Here is a 16,903-nt window from a genome sequence, read left to right on the forward strand (position 1 = left end):
GGAAATCAAGGTATAGATTTATGCCTTGATTTTTTCTTGTAATCTTTTTGTCATATTCAGATTCCCGCATAAGTCTTGACAGTAATCGACATGCTCTTTAGAATTTTTAACAGTTGGTAAATATTTCTTCACTACATTACAGACAGAAAGGAATCGACAAATTATGAAAAAATACCTTGCCGGTCTTGCGGCAGTGTCTGTAGCAGGAGGAGCAGCACCTACACTTGATAGTGTTCAAGCTGCCCCTGAACAAAATACACAAAAAGCTGCTACAACTGTCCAAGCTTCTGCATCAAACAGCTCATCTTATACGGTAAACGCTAGCGTATTACATGTTCGTGCAGGATCAAGTACTTCTCACGACATCATCTCGCGCGTTTATAACGGTCAATCACTAAACGTGATTGGCGAAGAAAATGGTTGGTACAAAATTAACCATAATGGAAAAACAGGTTTTGTTAGTGGCGAATTTGTATCAAAAAATGGTGCAAGTAATTCCAATGTAAGTACAACAGGTGGAAAAAACAAAGTTACTGCTGATGTATTACGTGTACGTACTGCTCCTAACACTTCTAGTTCTGTTTCAGGACGTGTATATGAAGGACAAACATTAAACGTAATTGGCCAAGAAAATGGTTGGGTGAAAATCAACCATAATGGACAAGTTGGCTATGTAAGTGGCGAATTCGTATCTGGTGTTTCTTCTAATGCAGGTTCTTCAAACAACAATACGAATAATAACAACCAAGAATCTGTAAAACCAGCAAGTGGAAACTATACAGTAAATGTATCTTCCCTTCGTGTTCGTACAGGTCCTAGCACTTCTCACACAACTGTAGGCTCTGTTACGAAAGGACAAGTCGTACAAGTTGTTGGCGAAGTTCAAGATTGGTTCAAAATCAATTATGCAGGCCAAACAGCTTACGTAAGTAAAGACTACGTAACAAAAGGCGGTTCTAGCGATAACGTTACACAAGGAAACAACCAAGATAACAAACAAGAACAAAATAATAATGTAACTGTTCAAACTGGCGGTACTTACGTTGTTAACGCAACATCTCTACGCGTACGTACAGGTCCTGCTACTTACCATAGCGTAATTGGTGGCGTATTAAATGGTACGACATTAAACGTAATTGGCTCTGAAGGTAGCTGGTTTAAAGTTAACTATCAAGGAAAAACAGGCTACGTTAGTAGCGAATTCGTGAAATTTGTTAAAGGTGGCACTACTACTCCTGAGCAACCAAAACAGCCTGAACAACCTAATCAAGGTGCAATTGGTGACTACTACATTAATGCTTCTGCCTTAAATGTACGTAGTGGTGAAGGTACAAATTATAGAATCATAGGCGCACTTCCACAGGGACAGAAGGTTCAAGTAATCTCTGAAAACTCTGGATGGAGCAAAATTAACTACAACGGCCAAACTGGTTATATCGGCACACGTTACCTTTCTAAAACACCAGTTGGTGGCGCAGTAGATAATAAGCCTAACAACAACCAAAATAACAATCAAAACAACAATAATAACAATACAAGCAATAATAGCGGTGACAGTTCTTCCGTACTTGCATATGCAAAATCAATGCAAGGTGTACCATACGTTTGGGGCGGAACTTCTGCTACTGGTGTTGACTGCAGTGGTTACATCTACCACGTATTTAAGAAATTTGGTCATAACATTAGCCGTCAAAGTGTTGCAGGATATTGGGGTAGCCTACCACAAACTTCAAATCCACAACCAGGTGACTTAATTTATTTCCAAAACACTTATAAATCAGGTCCTTCTCATATGGGTATTTACCTTGGGGGCGGATCATTTATCCAAGCTGGAGATAAAGGTGTAGCAATCGCTTCATTAAGCAATTCTTATTGGAGTAAGCACTTCTTAGGTTATACGAAAGCACCTTAAGTTATATTTTTAGAGCCTTCTAGATTACTAGAAGGCTCTTTTTATTGTGTATAACCTATTTCCCTAAAAAAATAATGTATCTATTTTCCTATTTCATACACTATATTCTACAATAATGATCCATAACGTTATCATAATGTATATTTTCACATAAAAAACATAACCTATTTCATGTCTAATCATTTTATATGTGTTTTTTTGAAGAATTTTCTTTTTATTTAAACTTTTCGTTAGACGTTTGACCTCTGATGTCCATTATGATAAGTTACTTAAGATGTTATATTTGCAGAAGTATAGACAACTGTTTTATACATTTTTTTACTATGAGGAAGGAGCATACACTGCATGAATCTTTTATGGGGAATTGGCGGCGTGATTGGAGTATTAGCAATCGCTTTCTTACTATCTTCCAACCGCAAAGCTATTAATTGGCGCACGATTTTAATCGCGCTAGCATTACAAATGTCATTTTCATTTATCGTATTACGATGGGATGCCGGAAAAGCAGGTTTAAAACACGCTGCAGATGGCGTTCAAGGATTAATTAATTTTTCTTACGAGGGAATTAAGTTCGTTGCTGGGGATTTAGTCAACGCAAAAGGCCCTTGGGGATTTATCTTCGTTATTCAAGCACTACTTCCAATCGTATTTATTAGTTCATTAGTAGCAATCTTATATCATTTCGGTATTATGCAAAGATTTGTTAGTATCGTTGGTGGCGCATTAAGTAAACTTCTTGGAACTTCTAAAGCAGAAAGTTTAAACTCAGTAACAACTGTATTTTTAGGACAAACTGAAGCTCCAATCTTAATCAAACCTTACTTAGCACGTTTAACAAATAGTGAATTCTTCGCTATTATGGTAAGCGGTATGACAGCTGTTGCTGGATCAGTTCTTGTCGGCTATGCAGCAATGGGTATTCCGTTAGAACACTTATTAGCAGCAGCAATTATGGCAGCTCCATCAAGTTTATTAATTGCGAAACTTATTATGCCAGAAACAGAAAAAGTAGATAATAACGTTGAACTTTCTACAGAGCGTGAAGATGCAAACGTTATTGACGCAGCAGCACGTGGTGCATCAGAAGGTATGCAACTTGTTATTAACGTAGCAGCAATGTTAATGGCTTTCATCGCATTAATCGCTTTATTAAATGGCCTATTAGGATGGGTTGGCTCTTGGTTCGATATTAAACTTAGCCTTGATTTAATCTTTGGTTACTTACTATCACCATTTGCAATTTTAATCGGTGTTTCTCCTGGTGAAGCTGTACAAGCAGCAAGCTTTATCGGTCAAAAACTTGCAATCAACGAATTCGTTGCATACGCAAACTTAGGACCACATATGGCAGAGTTCTCTGCAAAAACAAATCTAATTTTAACATTCGCAATCTGTGGATTCGCAAACTTCTCTTCTATCGCAATTCAATTAGGTGTAACAGGGACATTAGCTCCTACTCGCCGTAAACAAATTGCACAATTAGGGATTAAAGCAGTTATCGCTGGTACACTAGCTAACTTCTTAAACGCAGCAGTTGCAGGTATGATGTTCCTATAAAATAAAGCAAGTCCCCTCTTTCTAAAGAGGGGACTTTTTATTTTCTTAGTATATATTAAATACTTTATGCCGAAATATAAAAACATTATGATACAATAATTATCAAGTCTGTTTATTTTTTCTTACAAAAGAGGGATACTACTTATTGTTGCTCTCTCAAAAAGAATATAGTCATCCGGTCTATTTCTTAATAATTGCGCATACTACAAGTATCCTTGTATGAATTATCTTTAAGGAGGAAAGTTTTGTGAAAGATAACTTCTATAAAGTCCTCTCTATGTGGATTTTACAAATTTTATTTTATTTTACAACTGTACATGTAACGCAATATGAGCATGCTCTCATTTTTACAATTATATATGTAATTGTTAATGTACTATTTCTATTTTTGCCTGATAAAACTGCATTTGTTTTCTTCATATTAGGAACCATTACTTCGGTATTCTACCTGTTCTACCAAGCATGGCTTTACTTATGGAGTACATCAGAACAATGGGAATACATTATTACTCACTTCCTAATGGCAGCAAATTTCTTCATTGTATATATCTCCACTCATCTATTAAAGAAGGTTATTCATGAAAATAAAGAATTAACCGAACGTGTGAGAACGTTAGAACACTACATTGGAGAATCGAAATTATTAACAAGACAAGAATTCGAGAGACGACAAGCATTATTAATCAATGCAATGAATCGTCGTAATGAAACAGGCGTTATGATTTATTTTGACTTCACTTCCTTTAGTAAATATACAAAGGAAAGTGTTATGGACCGTGTAGCTTCATTATTAGTTGAAACGGTAAGAGCTGACTTTGACCTTGTTGCTGAGTATGATAAAAACACATTAGTCATTTTATTACAAAATACAAATGAAGCTGGTGCCGATATTGTAATGAACCGTCTACAGCCTAAAATGGAAAAATGGCTTGCAGATGAGGCCATTCAAGATATTAAGATGAAACGAGAACAAATCGCTACAAAAGGACCCAAGTTATTATGATGACACTCGTTATACTTCTTTTATTCCTTCTATTTTGCGTACTCGTTTTTTGGATCAGCATCACATTTTCAATTAAGTATGTACTTATTTTTACAGCCTTTCTATTCTCTGGCTTACTCGTTTACTATTCTTTCTTAACACTCGCAGGTTTAGTTCACCGAAGTAGAAAACAAAAAGATCGTACGCTAGAACATTACCCAAGCGTCGATATTTTAATACCAGCTCACAATGAAGGCGTCGTGATTAAGGATACTTTAGAGGCGATGGCAAAGATTGAATATCCAGGCAAACTAACTGTTTATTTATTAAACGATAACTCGCAAGATGAGACACCTGAAATTGGTGACGATTTTGACAAAGCTTATGCTCATATTCGTCACATTCGCGTTCCACCTGGTGAACCAAAAGGAAAATCACGTGTATTAAACTATGGCCTTAGTATTTCAGATGGTGAATACTTCTGTGTTTATGATGCAGATAACCAGCCTGAACCACATGCACTGCGAATGCTTGTAGAACACGCTGAAACAACCGAGGATGCTGTTGGAGCTGTTGGGCATGTTCGTACTGTAAATGAAAAAAGAAACTGGCTAACACGAATGATTTCGTTAGAATTTCAAATCTTCCAGCTCCTTATGCAATCCGGACGCTGGTTACTATTCCAAACAGGTTCACTAACAGGAACAAACATGCTTCTTCGTCGCGCTGCATTAGAAGAGCTTGGCGGCTATGACCCTTATGCAATTGCAGAAGACGCTGAATTAACATTACGAATTACACAAAAAGGCTATCTCCTGCCAATCGTTCCAGAGTCAATTACATGGGAACAAGAACCTGAGCATTTAAAAATTCTTATTAAGCAGCGTACACGTTGGCTTCAAGGGAACTTGTACATTTTAGAAAAAATGTTTTCTTCATTAAGTTTCTTTAAAGGAAAACTGCTCGTCCATTCTTTACAACAAGTTTTAGTGTATGTTGTATTTTGGTTATTCTTAATCATTTCGAACGTTTGGTTTGTAATTGGGTTACTCGGGATATTCCAAATTCAATATAGCATCCCACTACTATTTATGTGGTATGTCGCATATGTTACATATGTTTCTCAATTATTTAGTGCCCAGAGTGTGGAACGAACCTTTACACCAACTAATATTTTTATTAGTGTTATCATGTACTTTACGTACGCACAGCTCTTTACGTACTTATTCATTCGTAGCTTAATTTTATACTTACGTGCAAAGAGTAAGAAACAAGTCATTGGCTGGGATAAAACTGTTCGATTCAAAAAGGACAAATAAAAATAAGCACAGAGCGCCGTATGCTCTGTGCTTATTTTTTGCCGTATAAATTATATATCAGACAATACCCCTTAGCTGAAAGTAATTTCACGTCCATCCCCCAACGAACGATCGACCTTCATTTATATACGAAAAAGTGATTGCTATTTTTGTAGAACCAATTGCTTCTCTTGCTGCTCTTTGCGCGTTTCAGTCTTAGGTTCCGTGCTTTCTTGGACACTACGATGTGCCACACGTTTCAAACAAATATGCTTCCACTTTCTTTCGTAACGTTTCATTATTCTAGATGTCCCCCTTGAATGCGCTTTAAAACTATTTGAAATCGCTTACAGGAAATAATATAGCACATATATATAAACGTGACAACACATTTCCGACAATTTTTTGTCAAAAATATGAATAGAATCTGCAAGATATCGAACATTGTCGAAACGAATCGATTTTTATCGGTATAAAAGGCATACTACTAATATATTGACACTCCCACAGCTAAAGCCGCAAGCTGACTAACGTCAGTGGGATTCTTGCTACCAAAGGCGACGTCTATTTCTAGTATCGCTGACGTGCAAGATTGCGGTGTGCCATCACCACTCCGTATCCAGTGCATCTAGCAGATACGGCACTCGTTCTATTACCAAACGAGTCAGATTGTGAGTTCTCAAATGTGTTTTAGCGTCTTGTACTTGACGACTCAATACATTTTACGGAGCAGAAGAATTTGTTACTCCAACCTCATATGTATTCTGTTTTCAGAGAACAAGATTGTTTTAGAGACTTTTACTTGTCTGTTATGAAAATTATACCATTTCAAATACTTGATGTACAGAACATACTTTCGGTATTTTATCTGTACATCGCATTTGACCTCACTATCATCCCACCCCTAAAGGGGGTACTATCGCACCGTAGTGGGCTTTCCTATTCGGAAAATCTGTAAAGTATTTTATTTCCCTTACTTGCAGTTCAAGTTCCTTCTATATAAAAAAAGAGCTGATACATAATCAACTCTTTTTCCTTCTATTATTTATGACGCTTCATACGACCTTCTTTTTGTAACTCTTTAAATAATGCTGCCATCATAAAGAAAATAACGAAGACGAATGGGAATGCTGCAATGATAGCTGCCGTTTGTAAGGCTTCTAATCCACCTACATATAATAAGATAGAAGCTAGAGCAGCTAAAACGATACCCCAGATCATTTTAATGCGGTTTGGTGGATTTAAACTACCATGTGTCGTTAACATCCCTAAAACAAATGTCGCTGAATCTGCAGATGTAATAAAGAATGTAGAAATAAGAAGAATAGCTAGAACAGATAACGCTGATCCAAAGCTTCCCATCTGATCAAACATAGCGAATAGTCCTACTTCTGTTCCCATCTCTTTAATTTTTTCAAAGATATGTGCATCACCAAACAGTTCCATATGAATACCAGTCCCGCCGAAGACTGAGAACCAAAGAGCACCAATTATTGTCGGTACGAGTAACACACCGATAACAAATTCACGAATGGTACGCCCTCGTGAAACACGGGCAATAAATGTACCTACGAATGGTGACCATGCAATCCACCATGCCCAATAGAAAATTGTCCATGATTGAATCCATTGATTTCCGCCTTCATCTAATGGACTTAATCGGAAACTCATACTTGGTAATTCCTGAATATAAGAACCGATTGTCGAAGTGAAGTAATTCATAATAAAGTTTGTTGGACCTGCAAACAATACAATAATCATAAGTGCAAACGCAAAAATAATGTTTGTATTACTTAAATATTTAATTCCTTTATCAAGACCTGTTTGCGCAGATAACATAAATAACACTGTTACGATTGCAATAATAACTAACTGAGTCGTTAATGAGTTCGGGATAGAAGTTAAATAACTAACACCACCGGCAATTTGTTTTGCGCCAAGACCTAATGATGTTGCCACGCCAAACACAGTGGCGAAAACAGCTAACACATCAAATAAATGAGCAATACGCCCATGGTCCCCGTCCTTAAATAACGGTCCTACTGTCGCACTAATTGTACTTGCTTTTCCTTTTCTAAAAGTAAAGTAAGCAATACAAAGCGCTACAAATGCATATAGTCCCCACGGATGTAATCCCCAATGGAAAAATGAAAAACGCAGTGCAAGACGCGCACTTTCCTCAGTTGCACCTTCTCCAAACGGAGGCGCGTATAAATGGTTTAATGGTTCGGCAACGCCCCAGAACACTAAGCCGATACCCATACCAGCACTAAATAACATGGCAAACCATGTCATATAACTATAATCAGGTTCGTCATCATCTTTCCCTAAACGAATAGAACCGTATTTTGAAACAATTAAAAAGATAGACACACCTAAAATAATAGAAACAGAAATAATATAAAACCATCCAAACTTACTAACTAATGCAGTTTGAATTGCGGTTGTTACATTTCCTAAGCTACCTTTTCCGATAATAGATTCGGGAATAATCCCCCAAATTGTAAATGCAATACATAATGTTAATGAAACGATGAATGTTTTTGTCAGTTTCCTCATCAAATCCCCCTTCGTAGGTTTTACTTTTATAAATAACATTAATTCCGATATGTAAAATCGGATAGAAAACTATAATTTTGCGGTGATTTTCTTACTTTCACCTTCACCAACTAGAATTCTGATGGACAGCCTTACCTTCCGTATAACCTTTTCACTCTGCAAGAGCTATAAGATCGAAATACTGCTGTCAAATTGTGCGAGAAAAATGCGGATGGGAATGTATTTTCCCAAAAAAGGATGTGTTACAGATGTAAAAAAGGGCATTTTCCTTCCTTGCAACCCTTTCTTTTTGTAACAATTATGCGGTTTTTTTGCTAGTATATAGCACGTGTTTATAGTTTCACAAACGAAATGTTTATGTTTATATAACTATATTACCCATAAAACGGTAAAATACTCAAGGAATGTAATCGTTTAGTAAACATCATGTAACACTCCTGTAATATTTTTATTTACGCCGAAAACAATATGTTGTATTAAATATTTTGAATATAAGTAGAAACCTACTAAACATATAGAATGAAAAACGCTTTCCTATATTTTTTGTTATATTACAGGATGTTAACGACTTATTACGAATGGTTTGTAATTGTGTGTTTTCCCCAAATCCGAAAAAATCTGTTGCTATAATGAGGACACGAAAACAAACGCAATGGAGGCTATCATGAAAAAATTAATTGGTATAGCAACAGCAGCAGTTTTTGGTCTTGGGATTTTCACATCATCTGCTAATGCAGAAACTGTTGTAACAACAGACGTACTAAATGTACGCGAAAACCCTACTACGGAATCAAAAGTTGTCGGTAAATTACTAAACGGTAATAAAATAGATGTTCAAAATACAGAGAACGGATGGTCAAAAATCACTTTAGATGGTAAAGACGCATTCGTAAGTGCAGAGTTCACTAAAAGCATCTACTACGTAACAGCTAACGTATTAAACGTACGTGCTGAAGCGAACACAAACTCAGAAATTCTTGGGACGCTTAAGAAAGATGATATGATCGAAACAACGAACCAAGTACAAAATGAGTGGTTACAATTCGAATATAACGGAAAAACAGCTTATGTTCACGTTCCTTTCTTAACAGGTACAGCACCTGTTATTGAGAAACAAGAACAACCTGCTCCTGCTAAAGCGCAAGCACCAGCTCAAGCACCTGCAGCTCAAGCAAAACAAGCTGCTAAGCCTGCTGTAAAGGCTGCTGAAACTAACACACCTTCTGGTGGTCGTGAGTTAACAGTTGTAGCTACAGCATATACAGCTCATCCGAGCGAAAACGGTGGCACATATGGCGGCCGTGTATTAACTGCAATGGGTCATGACTTAACAGCGAACCCAAACATGAAAATGATCGCTGTTGACCCGAAAGTAATCCCATTAGGATCTAAAGTATGGGTAGAAGGTTACGGAGAAGCTATCGCTGGAGATACTGGCGGTGCAATTAAAGGTAACCGTATCGACATCCTACTTGGATCAGATAGCGCTGCTCAAAAATGGGGACGCAAAACTGTTAAAGTGAAAATTTTAAAATAACCAATGACTGCTGAAGCCAGTTCTCTTTGTTGAGAGCTGGCTTTTATTTTTTTATAATAACCATAAGGAGGTTATGTCCATGAATGTACAAGCAAAAGTAGACTGGATCGGTACACCAAAACCGTATATATATAAGGATGAAGTAACATACGACGCTACTTCCATTGATTTCTCACTTGCTGACGACGACAATCGATATAAATTAATTGTGCTCAAGTCTGAAGATAATACACATTACAAATTTGTCCAATATGGAATCAAACCTGGCTCACAAAAGCCATTCCCTATCGACATTCCATTCGAACAAAACATGTTACCAATTATAGAGCAAATATTACATGATCCGTATGTACAAGTTGTATTAAAAAAAACGCGTTTCTAATATAAAAAAGCTATCTCTATAATTGAGATAGCTTTTTTATATTAGCGAGTTGGACCAGAGATTTCCTCTGATTTCAACGTATTATTTGCGCCAAGAGAATAATATAGTATATTTCCATTCCCATTAACTGTTACAATATGGTCATTACTAAAGCTCTTAAATTTAACAGAGCCATCACCGTAACGAATATGATACTCTTCATATGTCGTTACTTTATATTTCGTAGCACTTTGACGCTCTACATTACGAACTTCCATCGTTAATAAATCTTCTGTAATTCCTTTTTGGTATAGATATTGTAAATACTCACGGTCCTGTTTATACGATGGCCCGCTCTTATCATAATTATTTGCGATAATACTAAAATCATTTGACGAAATCGCACGTACATTATCATAAATATGTGTTCGTACAAATTCACCAACTGCAGAGCTCGATATTTCTTTTACGCTTGGCGTTTCTTTTGGGAACTTTAAATAATAAGTACTTTGATCCCCAACTTTGATACTTTCAGATTTAATGGTACCAAGCTCTGTATTTTTCTCTAAATGCACTTCTACCGTTTCATCTGTCTCTACAGGTCCCAGTTTATAACTTCCGTTACTCAATTTCCCGCGCTTTTTCCCATTCACAAAAACAGTCGCTTCATTTTCATCAGAAGAGATAGTTACATAATTTCCTTCAAGTGATAAATTCACTTCTACTGTCCCTTTCTTTTCGTCTGCTAAGTCCACTTCTTTTTCTGTCTCTAATTTAGTAAGTTCCGCTTTCGCCTGTGCCTTCACAACATAAGAACCCGGGAAATATGGCCCTAATTCTTTTGAATTTTTACTACTAGAAAGCTCTATTTCTTTTTTATCATTTACATATATTTCAGCATTCTTCGCGGTTGTGCTAACATTCATGTAATAAGATTTCATACTGAACTTATACTTCGGATACAAGAACCATTCTTTCCCGTCTTCTATAATTCTCCCATCTTCAAAGGATACTGTACCACTTGTTGAATTTTTAGCTATCGCCTCTTTTTGCAAGTAGTATAGTAACGCTTTATTGTATGAAGGATTGTCTTTTAAATAACGTATGTATGCCTGAATGTCTTCTGACTTAACTTTTAAAGCTGGATCATCTACCTTCACAAACTCATCGATTGCACTAACATCTTTCTTTTGGAATGCCTCAATCATTGCATTTACTTGCTTCTCTTTTGAAAAATTATATGCCCCGAATTGATATACTCCAAATAATAAGGCAGCAATTACGATGAAACCACTGAAAAGAAATATATTTTTCTTACTTCGTACTGGTCTCGTCTCTCGTTGTATCTCCTCACTAGAAGCAACCGTACCCGCCGCCGAAATATCGTCTAATTTATGGCGGCACCTAGGGCAAAAATTCAAATGGCCTGCAAACTGTTCCTTACATGTTTCACAAAACTTCAATATGCTCTCCCCCAATTTTTCTCTAGCTTTATTGTGACACAATAAAGCTTATGCTTTTTCTATATTTACACTTACATTCCTTTTGCAGTTGCGCAGCAGGTAATTTCAGCTTTCCTTATTCACTTTACTCCCCAATTCAAGCCATATTTCTCCCTATAAACATTTTATATATTACCATGATTTTCAAGTAATGTAATCTAAATTTCATTTTTTCTGTTTTGAGCATTTTTTGTTTATAATGGTAAAGGAAAGAAATATGTGTACGGAGGAATATTATGCTGCAACACTCAATTACGAAAGATGAAATTATGATGATTGCGAATGAGTTCGTTCAAGGACTAGATCCACAGCAAACAGCTGATCAGGAACATGTCGCTACAGCTCGGCACCTATATCGTAGTGGTGTTGTCTACAACGTTGACTTTGATGGCTATACGCTATCAGGAACTGTAGATGCTGAAGGCAGCGTATATAGCGTCCATATCCCGATTCGTAACGTCGCTGAAAGCTATTGCGATTGCTTCGCACCCACGCAGTGTGAGCATATGCTCGCTGTGTTACTATCGGCAGCATCTAGTTTCGGGCAAGTAGGAGATGTATTAACTTTATTCAAAAATAATACGAAACCTTCCCTTCCTCCTATTCGAACTGCAAGACAAGTATTGCAATCATCAGCTTTTGAAGAAACAGATTATAAAAGTTGGCAATCCTATTTTGATAACGAATATGAATCATTTAAAAAAGAACAAGCTCGGCTTACTTATAAACAAATGTATTTTCTTATGAGTATTTTTACGGACTTCTATACGAAACTCGAGCGGAAAGCTCCGCGTATCATTGTGATACATGAATTGTTCAGGCTACACGCGGCACTTTATTGCTTTCAAAAATTATTAGAAGAAATTCAGGACTTTGAAGCAAATAAAACGTATTCTTATCATCAGCCTGTTAATGTCGTTCGCTTATTTGTAGATAAGGTGGAATCCATCGTTCGGGACTTACAATCAGAATCGATTCCTTCAGAGTCTAAATCAATTCTGCAAGAAACAGCTCGTCTCGTTCACGAAGTATTTTTCTCCACCGATGCCTATACGCAAGAGAGGTTCTTTATTTATCGTCACATATGGAGTGAACTGTTACACAATAACGAGCAACTACAAGAAGAAGAAAAACGAATTGGTACGAAAATGAATCCACTTTCCAAAGCATTAGCATCTTCTCATCTACTCTTTTTAAATGATGAAGATCGATTAGCGATGGACTTACTAAAGAAACAACCTGCTTCTGTTGTAAGTCTTTACTTCTATTGGTTAGAAGAGTTATTACATGCAATGAAATGGGATCGTGCGAAAAACTGGCTTTCCTTTACGTATAAACAAGTGAAGAAAACGATACATGAGCACGAAAATACAATTTTCATAAAAGATATCGTTCGCTTATTCGTCATCATGTATGAAACGTATGCAACTCATACAAATGAACAAGCTGGATTCGAAATGATTTTGCAAGAGCTATTACCATATAGTTTCGCAAACTATGAGCAATACGTACTGGCGAAAAAACAGTATCGAACATGGGCAGAACTTCAGCTCTTACATGGATTTGAAGCGATTGAACTTTTGAAAGAGCCGCTGAAAGATATTGAAAAGGAAGCACCAGAAGCAGCACTTCCTCTTTATCACCTTGCTGCTACCGAAGCTATTGAAGAGCGAAATCGCAAATCATATAGACGTGCAGTTCGTTACTTAAAGAAATTACGTACATTATATAAACGATTAAAGCGTACCGATGAATGGGATGCTTTCATTATTCACATCGCAAACTTACATTCACGTCTGCGTGCACTACAAGAGGAATTACGGAAAGGAAAATTAATCGATGATCAATCAAACTGAAGTAACAATTAGGCTCCAGCACGTTAGTCACGGTTGGTTCCTTTGGGGAGAAGATGATAGCGGTACTCCATTATCCGTAACAAGTTGGAAACGAAATGCATTTACATGGCACTCCACTTCCTTCTACGGCACGTTTCTAAAAGAAGCAACCTTTGAAGGAAGACAAGGTGTTATGCTAACAAACGCACAAGCATTTGAATACATCGCGAATAAACCGATGAACTCCTTTGCCCGTATTCAAATGAACGGCCCTATTACAGCACTTACGGAAGATGCGAACGCATTGTGGGATGCCTTCACAAGCGGTAGCTTCGTACCTGATATGGAGAGTTGGCCTAAACAACCATCTTGGAAAGTTCAAAATACTCCAATCGAAGATGACACATTGGCTTCTCTTTTCTCGGCTGCAGTAAATGAAAGCATATTACAAGATAACCGTTCAAATGACGGATGGGAAGATGCAAAGAGACTTTATGAACATTACGACTTTACGAAAAGACAATTAGACGCAGCACTACATGAAGAAGATTGGCTTCGAAAAATTGGTTACATTGAAGATGACCTTCCCTTTACAATCGGACTACGACTACAAGAGCCGCAAGAAGAATTTGAAATGTGGAAGCTTGAAACAATTGTTACGCCAAAGCGCGGGGCACATCGCATATATGTATATGAGAGTATCGATTCTTTACCAAAACGATGGCACGATTATGAAGAACGTATTCTGGAAACACAAGAAAGCTTCAGTAAGCTCGTACCGTGGCTAAAAGATGGTGATACATTCCGAAGTGAACTCTTTGAAACAGAAGCGTGGAACTTCTTAACAGAAGCAAGTAACGAATTACTCGCCGCAGGTATTACAATCTTATTACCATCGTGGTGGCAAAATTTAAAAGCGACAAAACCAAAATTACGTGTGCAACTGAAGCAAAATGCTACACAAACGCAATCTTTCTTCGGCATGAATACACTCGTTAATTTTGACTGGCGCATTTCAACGAACGGCATTGATTTATCAGAAAGCGAATTTTTTGAACTCGTTGAACAAAACAAGCGGTTATTCAATATAAATGGTCAATGGATGCGACTAGATCCAGCCTTTATTGAAGAAGTACGAAAGCTTATGAATCGTGCTGATAAGTATGGACTTGAAATGAAAGATGTCCTTCAGCAACATTTATCAAACACTGCTGAAACAGAAATTGTAGAAGAGGATAGTCCGTTTACCGATATTGAAATTGAACTAGATGGATATTATGAAGACTTATTCCAAAAACTATTGCACATTGGAGATATTCCGAAAGTAGATGTCCCTTCATCACTAAACGCCACACTCCGTCCGTATCAACAACATGGCATTGAGTGGTTATTATATTTAAGAAAGCTTGGATTCGGCGCATTGTTAGCTGACGACATGGGACTTGGAAAGAGTATTCAAACGATCACTTACTTACTATATATAAAAGAAAACAATCTCCAAACAGGTCCTGCTTTAATCGTGGCTCCGACATCTGTTCTTGGAAATTGGCAAAAAGAATTTGAGCGTTTCGCACCGAATTTACGTGTTCAGTTACATTATGGAAGTAACCGAGCTAAAGGGGAATCCTTTAAAGATTTCCTTCAATCAGCAGATGTTGTATTAACATCTTATGCATTAGCTCAGCTTGATGAGGAAGAACTTAGTACGTTATGCTGGGATGCTGTTATTTTGGATGAAGCACAAAATATTAAAAACCCACATACGAAACAGTCTAAAGCAGTACGAAACTTACAAGCAAATCACAAAATCGCATTAACTGGGACACCGATGGAAAACCGCCTTGCCGAGCTTTGGTCTATTTTCGACTTCATTAATCATGGATATCTTGGCAGCTTAGGACAATTCCAGCGCCGCTTCGTCTCACCAATTGAAAAGGACCGTGACGAAGGAAAAATCCAACAAGTTCAACGTTTTATCTCACCGTTTTTACTGCGTCGTACGAAGAAAGATCAAACAGTCGCATTAAACTTACCAGATAAACAAGAACAGAAAGCTTACTGTCCACTAACTGGTGAACAAGCTTCCTTATATGAACAACTTGTTCAAGATACGTTGCAAAATGTAGAAGGATTAAGCGGAATTGAACGACGCGGATTTATATTACTCATGCTGAACAAACTTAAACAAATTTGTAATCATCCCGCTCTTTATTTAAAAGAAACAGAACCGAAAGACATCATCGAACGTTCCATGAAAACGAGCACGCTCATGGAACTCATTGAAAATATAAAAGATCAAAATGAAAGTTGTTTAATCTTCACGCAATACATCGGTATGGGGAACATGCTAAAAGATGTGTTAGAAGAACATTTCGGTCAGCGCGTCCTCTTCTTAAACGGTAGTGTACCGAAGAAAGAACGTGACAAAATGATCGAACAGTTCCAAAACGGAACGTATGACATCTTCATCTTATCGTTAAAAGCAGGTGGTACAGGATTAAACTTAACAGCTGCCAACCATGTCATTCACTACGATCGTTGGTGGAATCCAGCGGTAGAAAACCAAGCAACAGACCGTGCATATCGCATTGGTCAAAAGCGCTTCGTTCACGTTCATAAACTGATTACAACAGGGACACTTGAAGAGAAAATCGATGAAATGTTAGAAAGAAAACAATCATTAAACAACGCCGTCATTACAAGCGATAGTTGGATGACAGAACTATCTACAGATGAACTAAAAGAATTACTTGGTGTATAAAGTGAAACTTTAATCAGTGGGGGTCTTACTGCCCATTAAAGCAGGATAAACAAAAGGAGCTAATCTTTTCGAGATTAGCTCCTTTTTCTATTCCAAAACCAATTACTTATTATAATACCTGTTAATCCGCCGCACGTATCCAGTAATGAATCTTGCCACATCGGTGTACGATCGCCCGTAAACCATTGATGAATTTCATCAAATGTTGCATATCCCGCCACGAAAAGGAGAGCGTATATAAAACACCTTTTTCTCGAATAACCTGATCGATGAAAAGCGTAATACGTCAATGAACCGAGCATAAAGAACACCATAAAATGAGCACCTTTACGAAGGAAAAACTCAATAAATCCGCCTACACCTTTATTTGCAATACTAACAGGTGTACCACCGCCGTAATCGATAGATACCCATGAAAAATGCTCTTTCACAAACTCCACATTTACATATTGTTCAATATCCGAACGCATATCCTGCTTTTTATATGGTTGTGCCGAGGAATAGAAAATCAGCCCCATCCATAGTAAAACAGGAATCCAAAATAACCATTTACGATTCATTCTTCCGAAACTCCTCTCTTATTCTTTTAAGAGTACCAA

General features: G+C 37.2%; 11 protein-coding genes. 8 read left to right on the forward strand and 3 right to left on the reverse strand.

Annotated features, from left to right (window positions below; translation table 11 throughout):
- The first annotated feature begins 163 nt into the window (after nucleotides 1-163).
- From PDK19_RS08475 to PDK19_RS08490, 4 genes are all read left to right on the forward strand, one after another.
- Complete coding sequence (locus PDK19_RS08475) at nucleotides 164-1,912, forward strand: C40 family peptidase (RefSeq protein ID WP_000760300.1); 1,749 nt, start codon at nucleotides 164-166, stop codon at nucleotides 1,910-1,912.
- A gap of 345 nt (nucleotides 1,913-2,257) precedes the next feature.
- Complete coding sequence (locus tag PDK19_RS08480) at nucleotides 2,258-3,469, forward strand: NupC/NupG family nucleoside CNT transporter (protein WP_001051013.1); 1,212 nt, start codon at nucleotides 2,258-2,260, stop codon at nucleotides 3,467-3,469.
- A gap of 247 nt (nucleotides 3,470-3,716) precedes the next feature.
- Nucleotides 3,717-4,472, forward strand: coding sequence for a diguanylate cyclase domain-containing protein (locus tag PDK19_RS08485; RefSeq protein WP_000654295.1), 756 nt, complete (start codon nucleotides 3,717-3,719; stop codon nucleotides 4,470-4,472).
- Nucleotides 4,469-5,770 (forward strand): glycosyltransferase family 2 protein, encoded by a 1,302-nt coding sequence (locus tag PDK19_RS08490; protein WP_000988770.1) that lies wholly within the window; start codon nucleotides 4,469-4,471, stop codon nucleotides 5,768-5,770. Before PDK19_RS08485 ends, PDK19_RS08490 begins: the two co-directional genes overlap by 4 nt.
- A gap of 1,020 nt (nucleotides 5,771-6,790) precedes the next feature.
- On the opposite strand, the gene opuD is transcribed toward PDK19_RS08490, so the two are convergent.
- Nucleotides 6,791-8,308, reverse strand: coding sequence for a glycine betaine transporter OpuD (gene opuD / locus PDK19_RS08495; protein ID WP_001229106.1), 1,518 nt, complete (start codon nucleotides 8,306-8,308; stop codon nucleotides 6,791-6,793).
- Nucleotides 8,309-8,972: 664 nt separating this feature from the next.
- On the opposite strand from opuD, the gene PDK19_RS08500 reads away from it, so the two are divergent.
- Complete coding sequence (locus PDK19_RS08500; RefSeq protein WP_000733321.1) at nucleotides 8,973-9,845, forward strand: cell wall-binding protein EntA; 873 nt, start codon at nucleotides 8,973-8,975, stop codon at nucleotides 9,843-9,845.
- 79 nt (nucleotides 9,846-9,924) lie between these two features.
- Complete coding sequence (locus tag PDK19_RS08505) at nucleotides 9,925-10,227, forward strand: DUF3910 family protein (RefSeq protein WP_001102517.1); 303 nt, start codon at nucleotides 9,925-9,927, stop codon at nucleotides 10,225-10,227.
- 41 nt (nucleotides 10,228-10,268) lie between these two features.
- Here the strand turns inward: PDK19_RS08505 and PDK19_RS08510 are convergent, their stop codons facing one another.
- Complete coding sequence (locus tag PDK19_RS08510) at nucleotides 10,269-11,669, reverse strand: zinc ribbon domain-containing protein (RefSeq protein WP_000666845.1); 1,401 nt, start codon at nucleotides 11,667-11,669, stop codon at nucleotides 10,269-10,271.
- 275 nt (nucleotides 11,670-11,944) lie between these two features.
- On the opposite strand from PDK19_RS08510, the gene PDK19_RS08515 reads away from it, so the two are divergent.
- Nucleotides 11,945-13,564: an SWIM zinc finger family protein gene (locus PDK19_RS08515; RefSeq protein ID WP_074615069.1), complete on the forward strand. Its 1,620-nt coding sequence runs from the start codon at nucleotides 11,945-11,947 to the stop codon at nucleotides 13,562-13,564.
- Nucleotides 13,548-16,304, forward strand: a complete 2,757-nt coding sequence (locus PDK19_RS08520) for a DEAD/DEAH box helicase (protein WP_074615068.1) — start codon at nucleotides 13,548-13,550, stop codon at nucleotides 16,302-16,304. The genes PDK19_RS08515 and PDK19_RS08520 overlap by 17 nt, the downstream gene beginning before the upstream one ends.
- 74 nt (nucleotides 16,305-16,378) lie before the next feature.
- On the opposite strand, the gene PDK19_RS08525 is transcribed toward PDK19_RS08520, so the two are convergent.
- Nucleotides 16,379-16,864, reverse strand: coding sequence for a VanZ family protein (locus PDK19_RS08525; RefSeq protein WP_001080717.1), 486 nt, complete (start codon nucleotides 16,862-16,864; stop codon nucleotides 16,379-16,381).
- Between the last annotated feature and the right edge of the window lie 39 nt (nucleotides 16,865-16,903).

The organism is Bacillus cereus group sp. BcHK124, from assembly GCF_027712065.1.
In the GTDB taxonomy this organism is placed as follows: Bacteria; Bacillota; Bacilli; order Bacillales; family Bacillaceae_G; genus Bacillus_A; species Bacillus_A pacificus.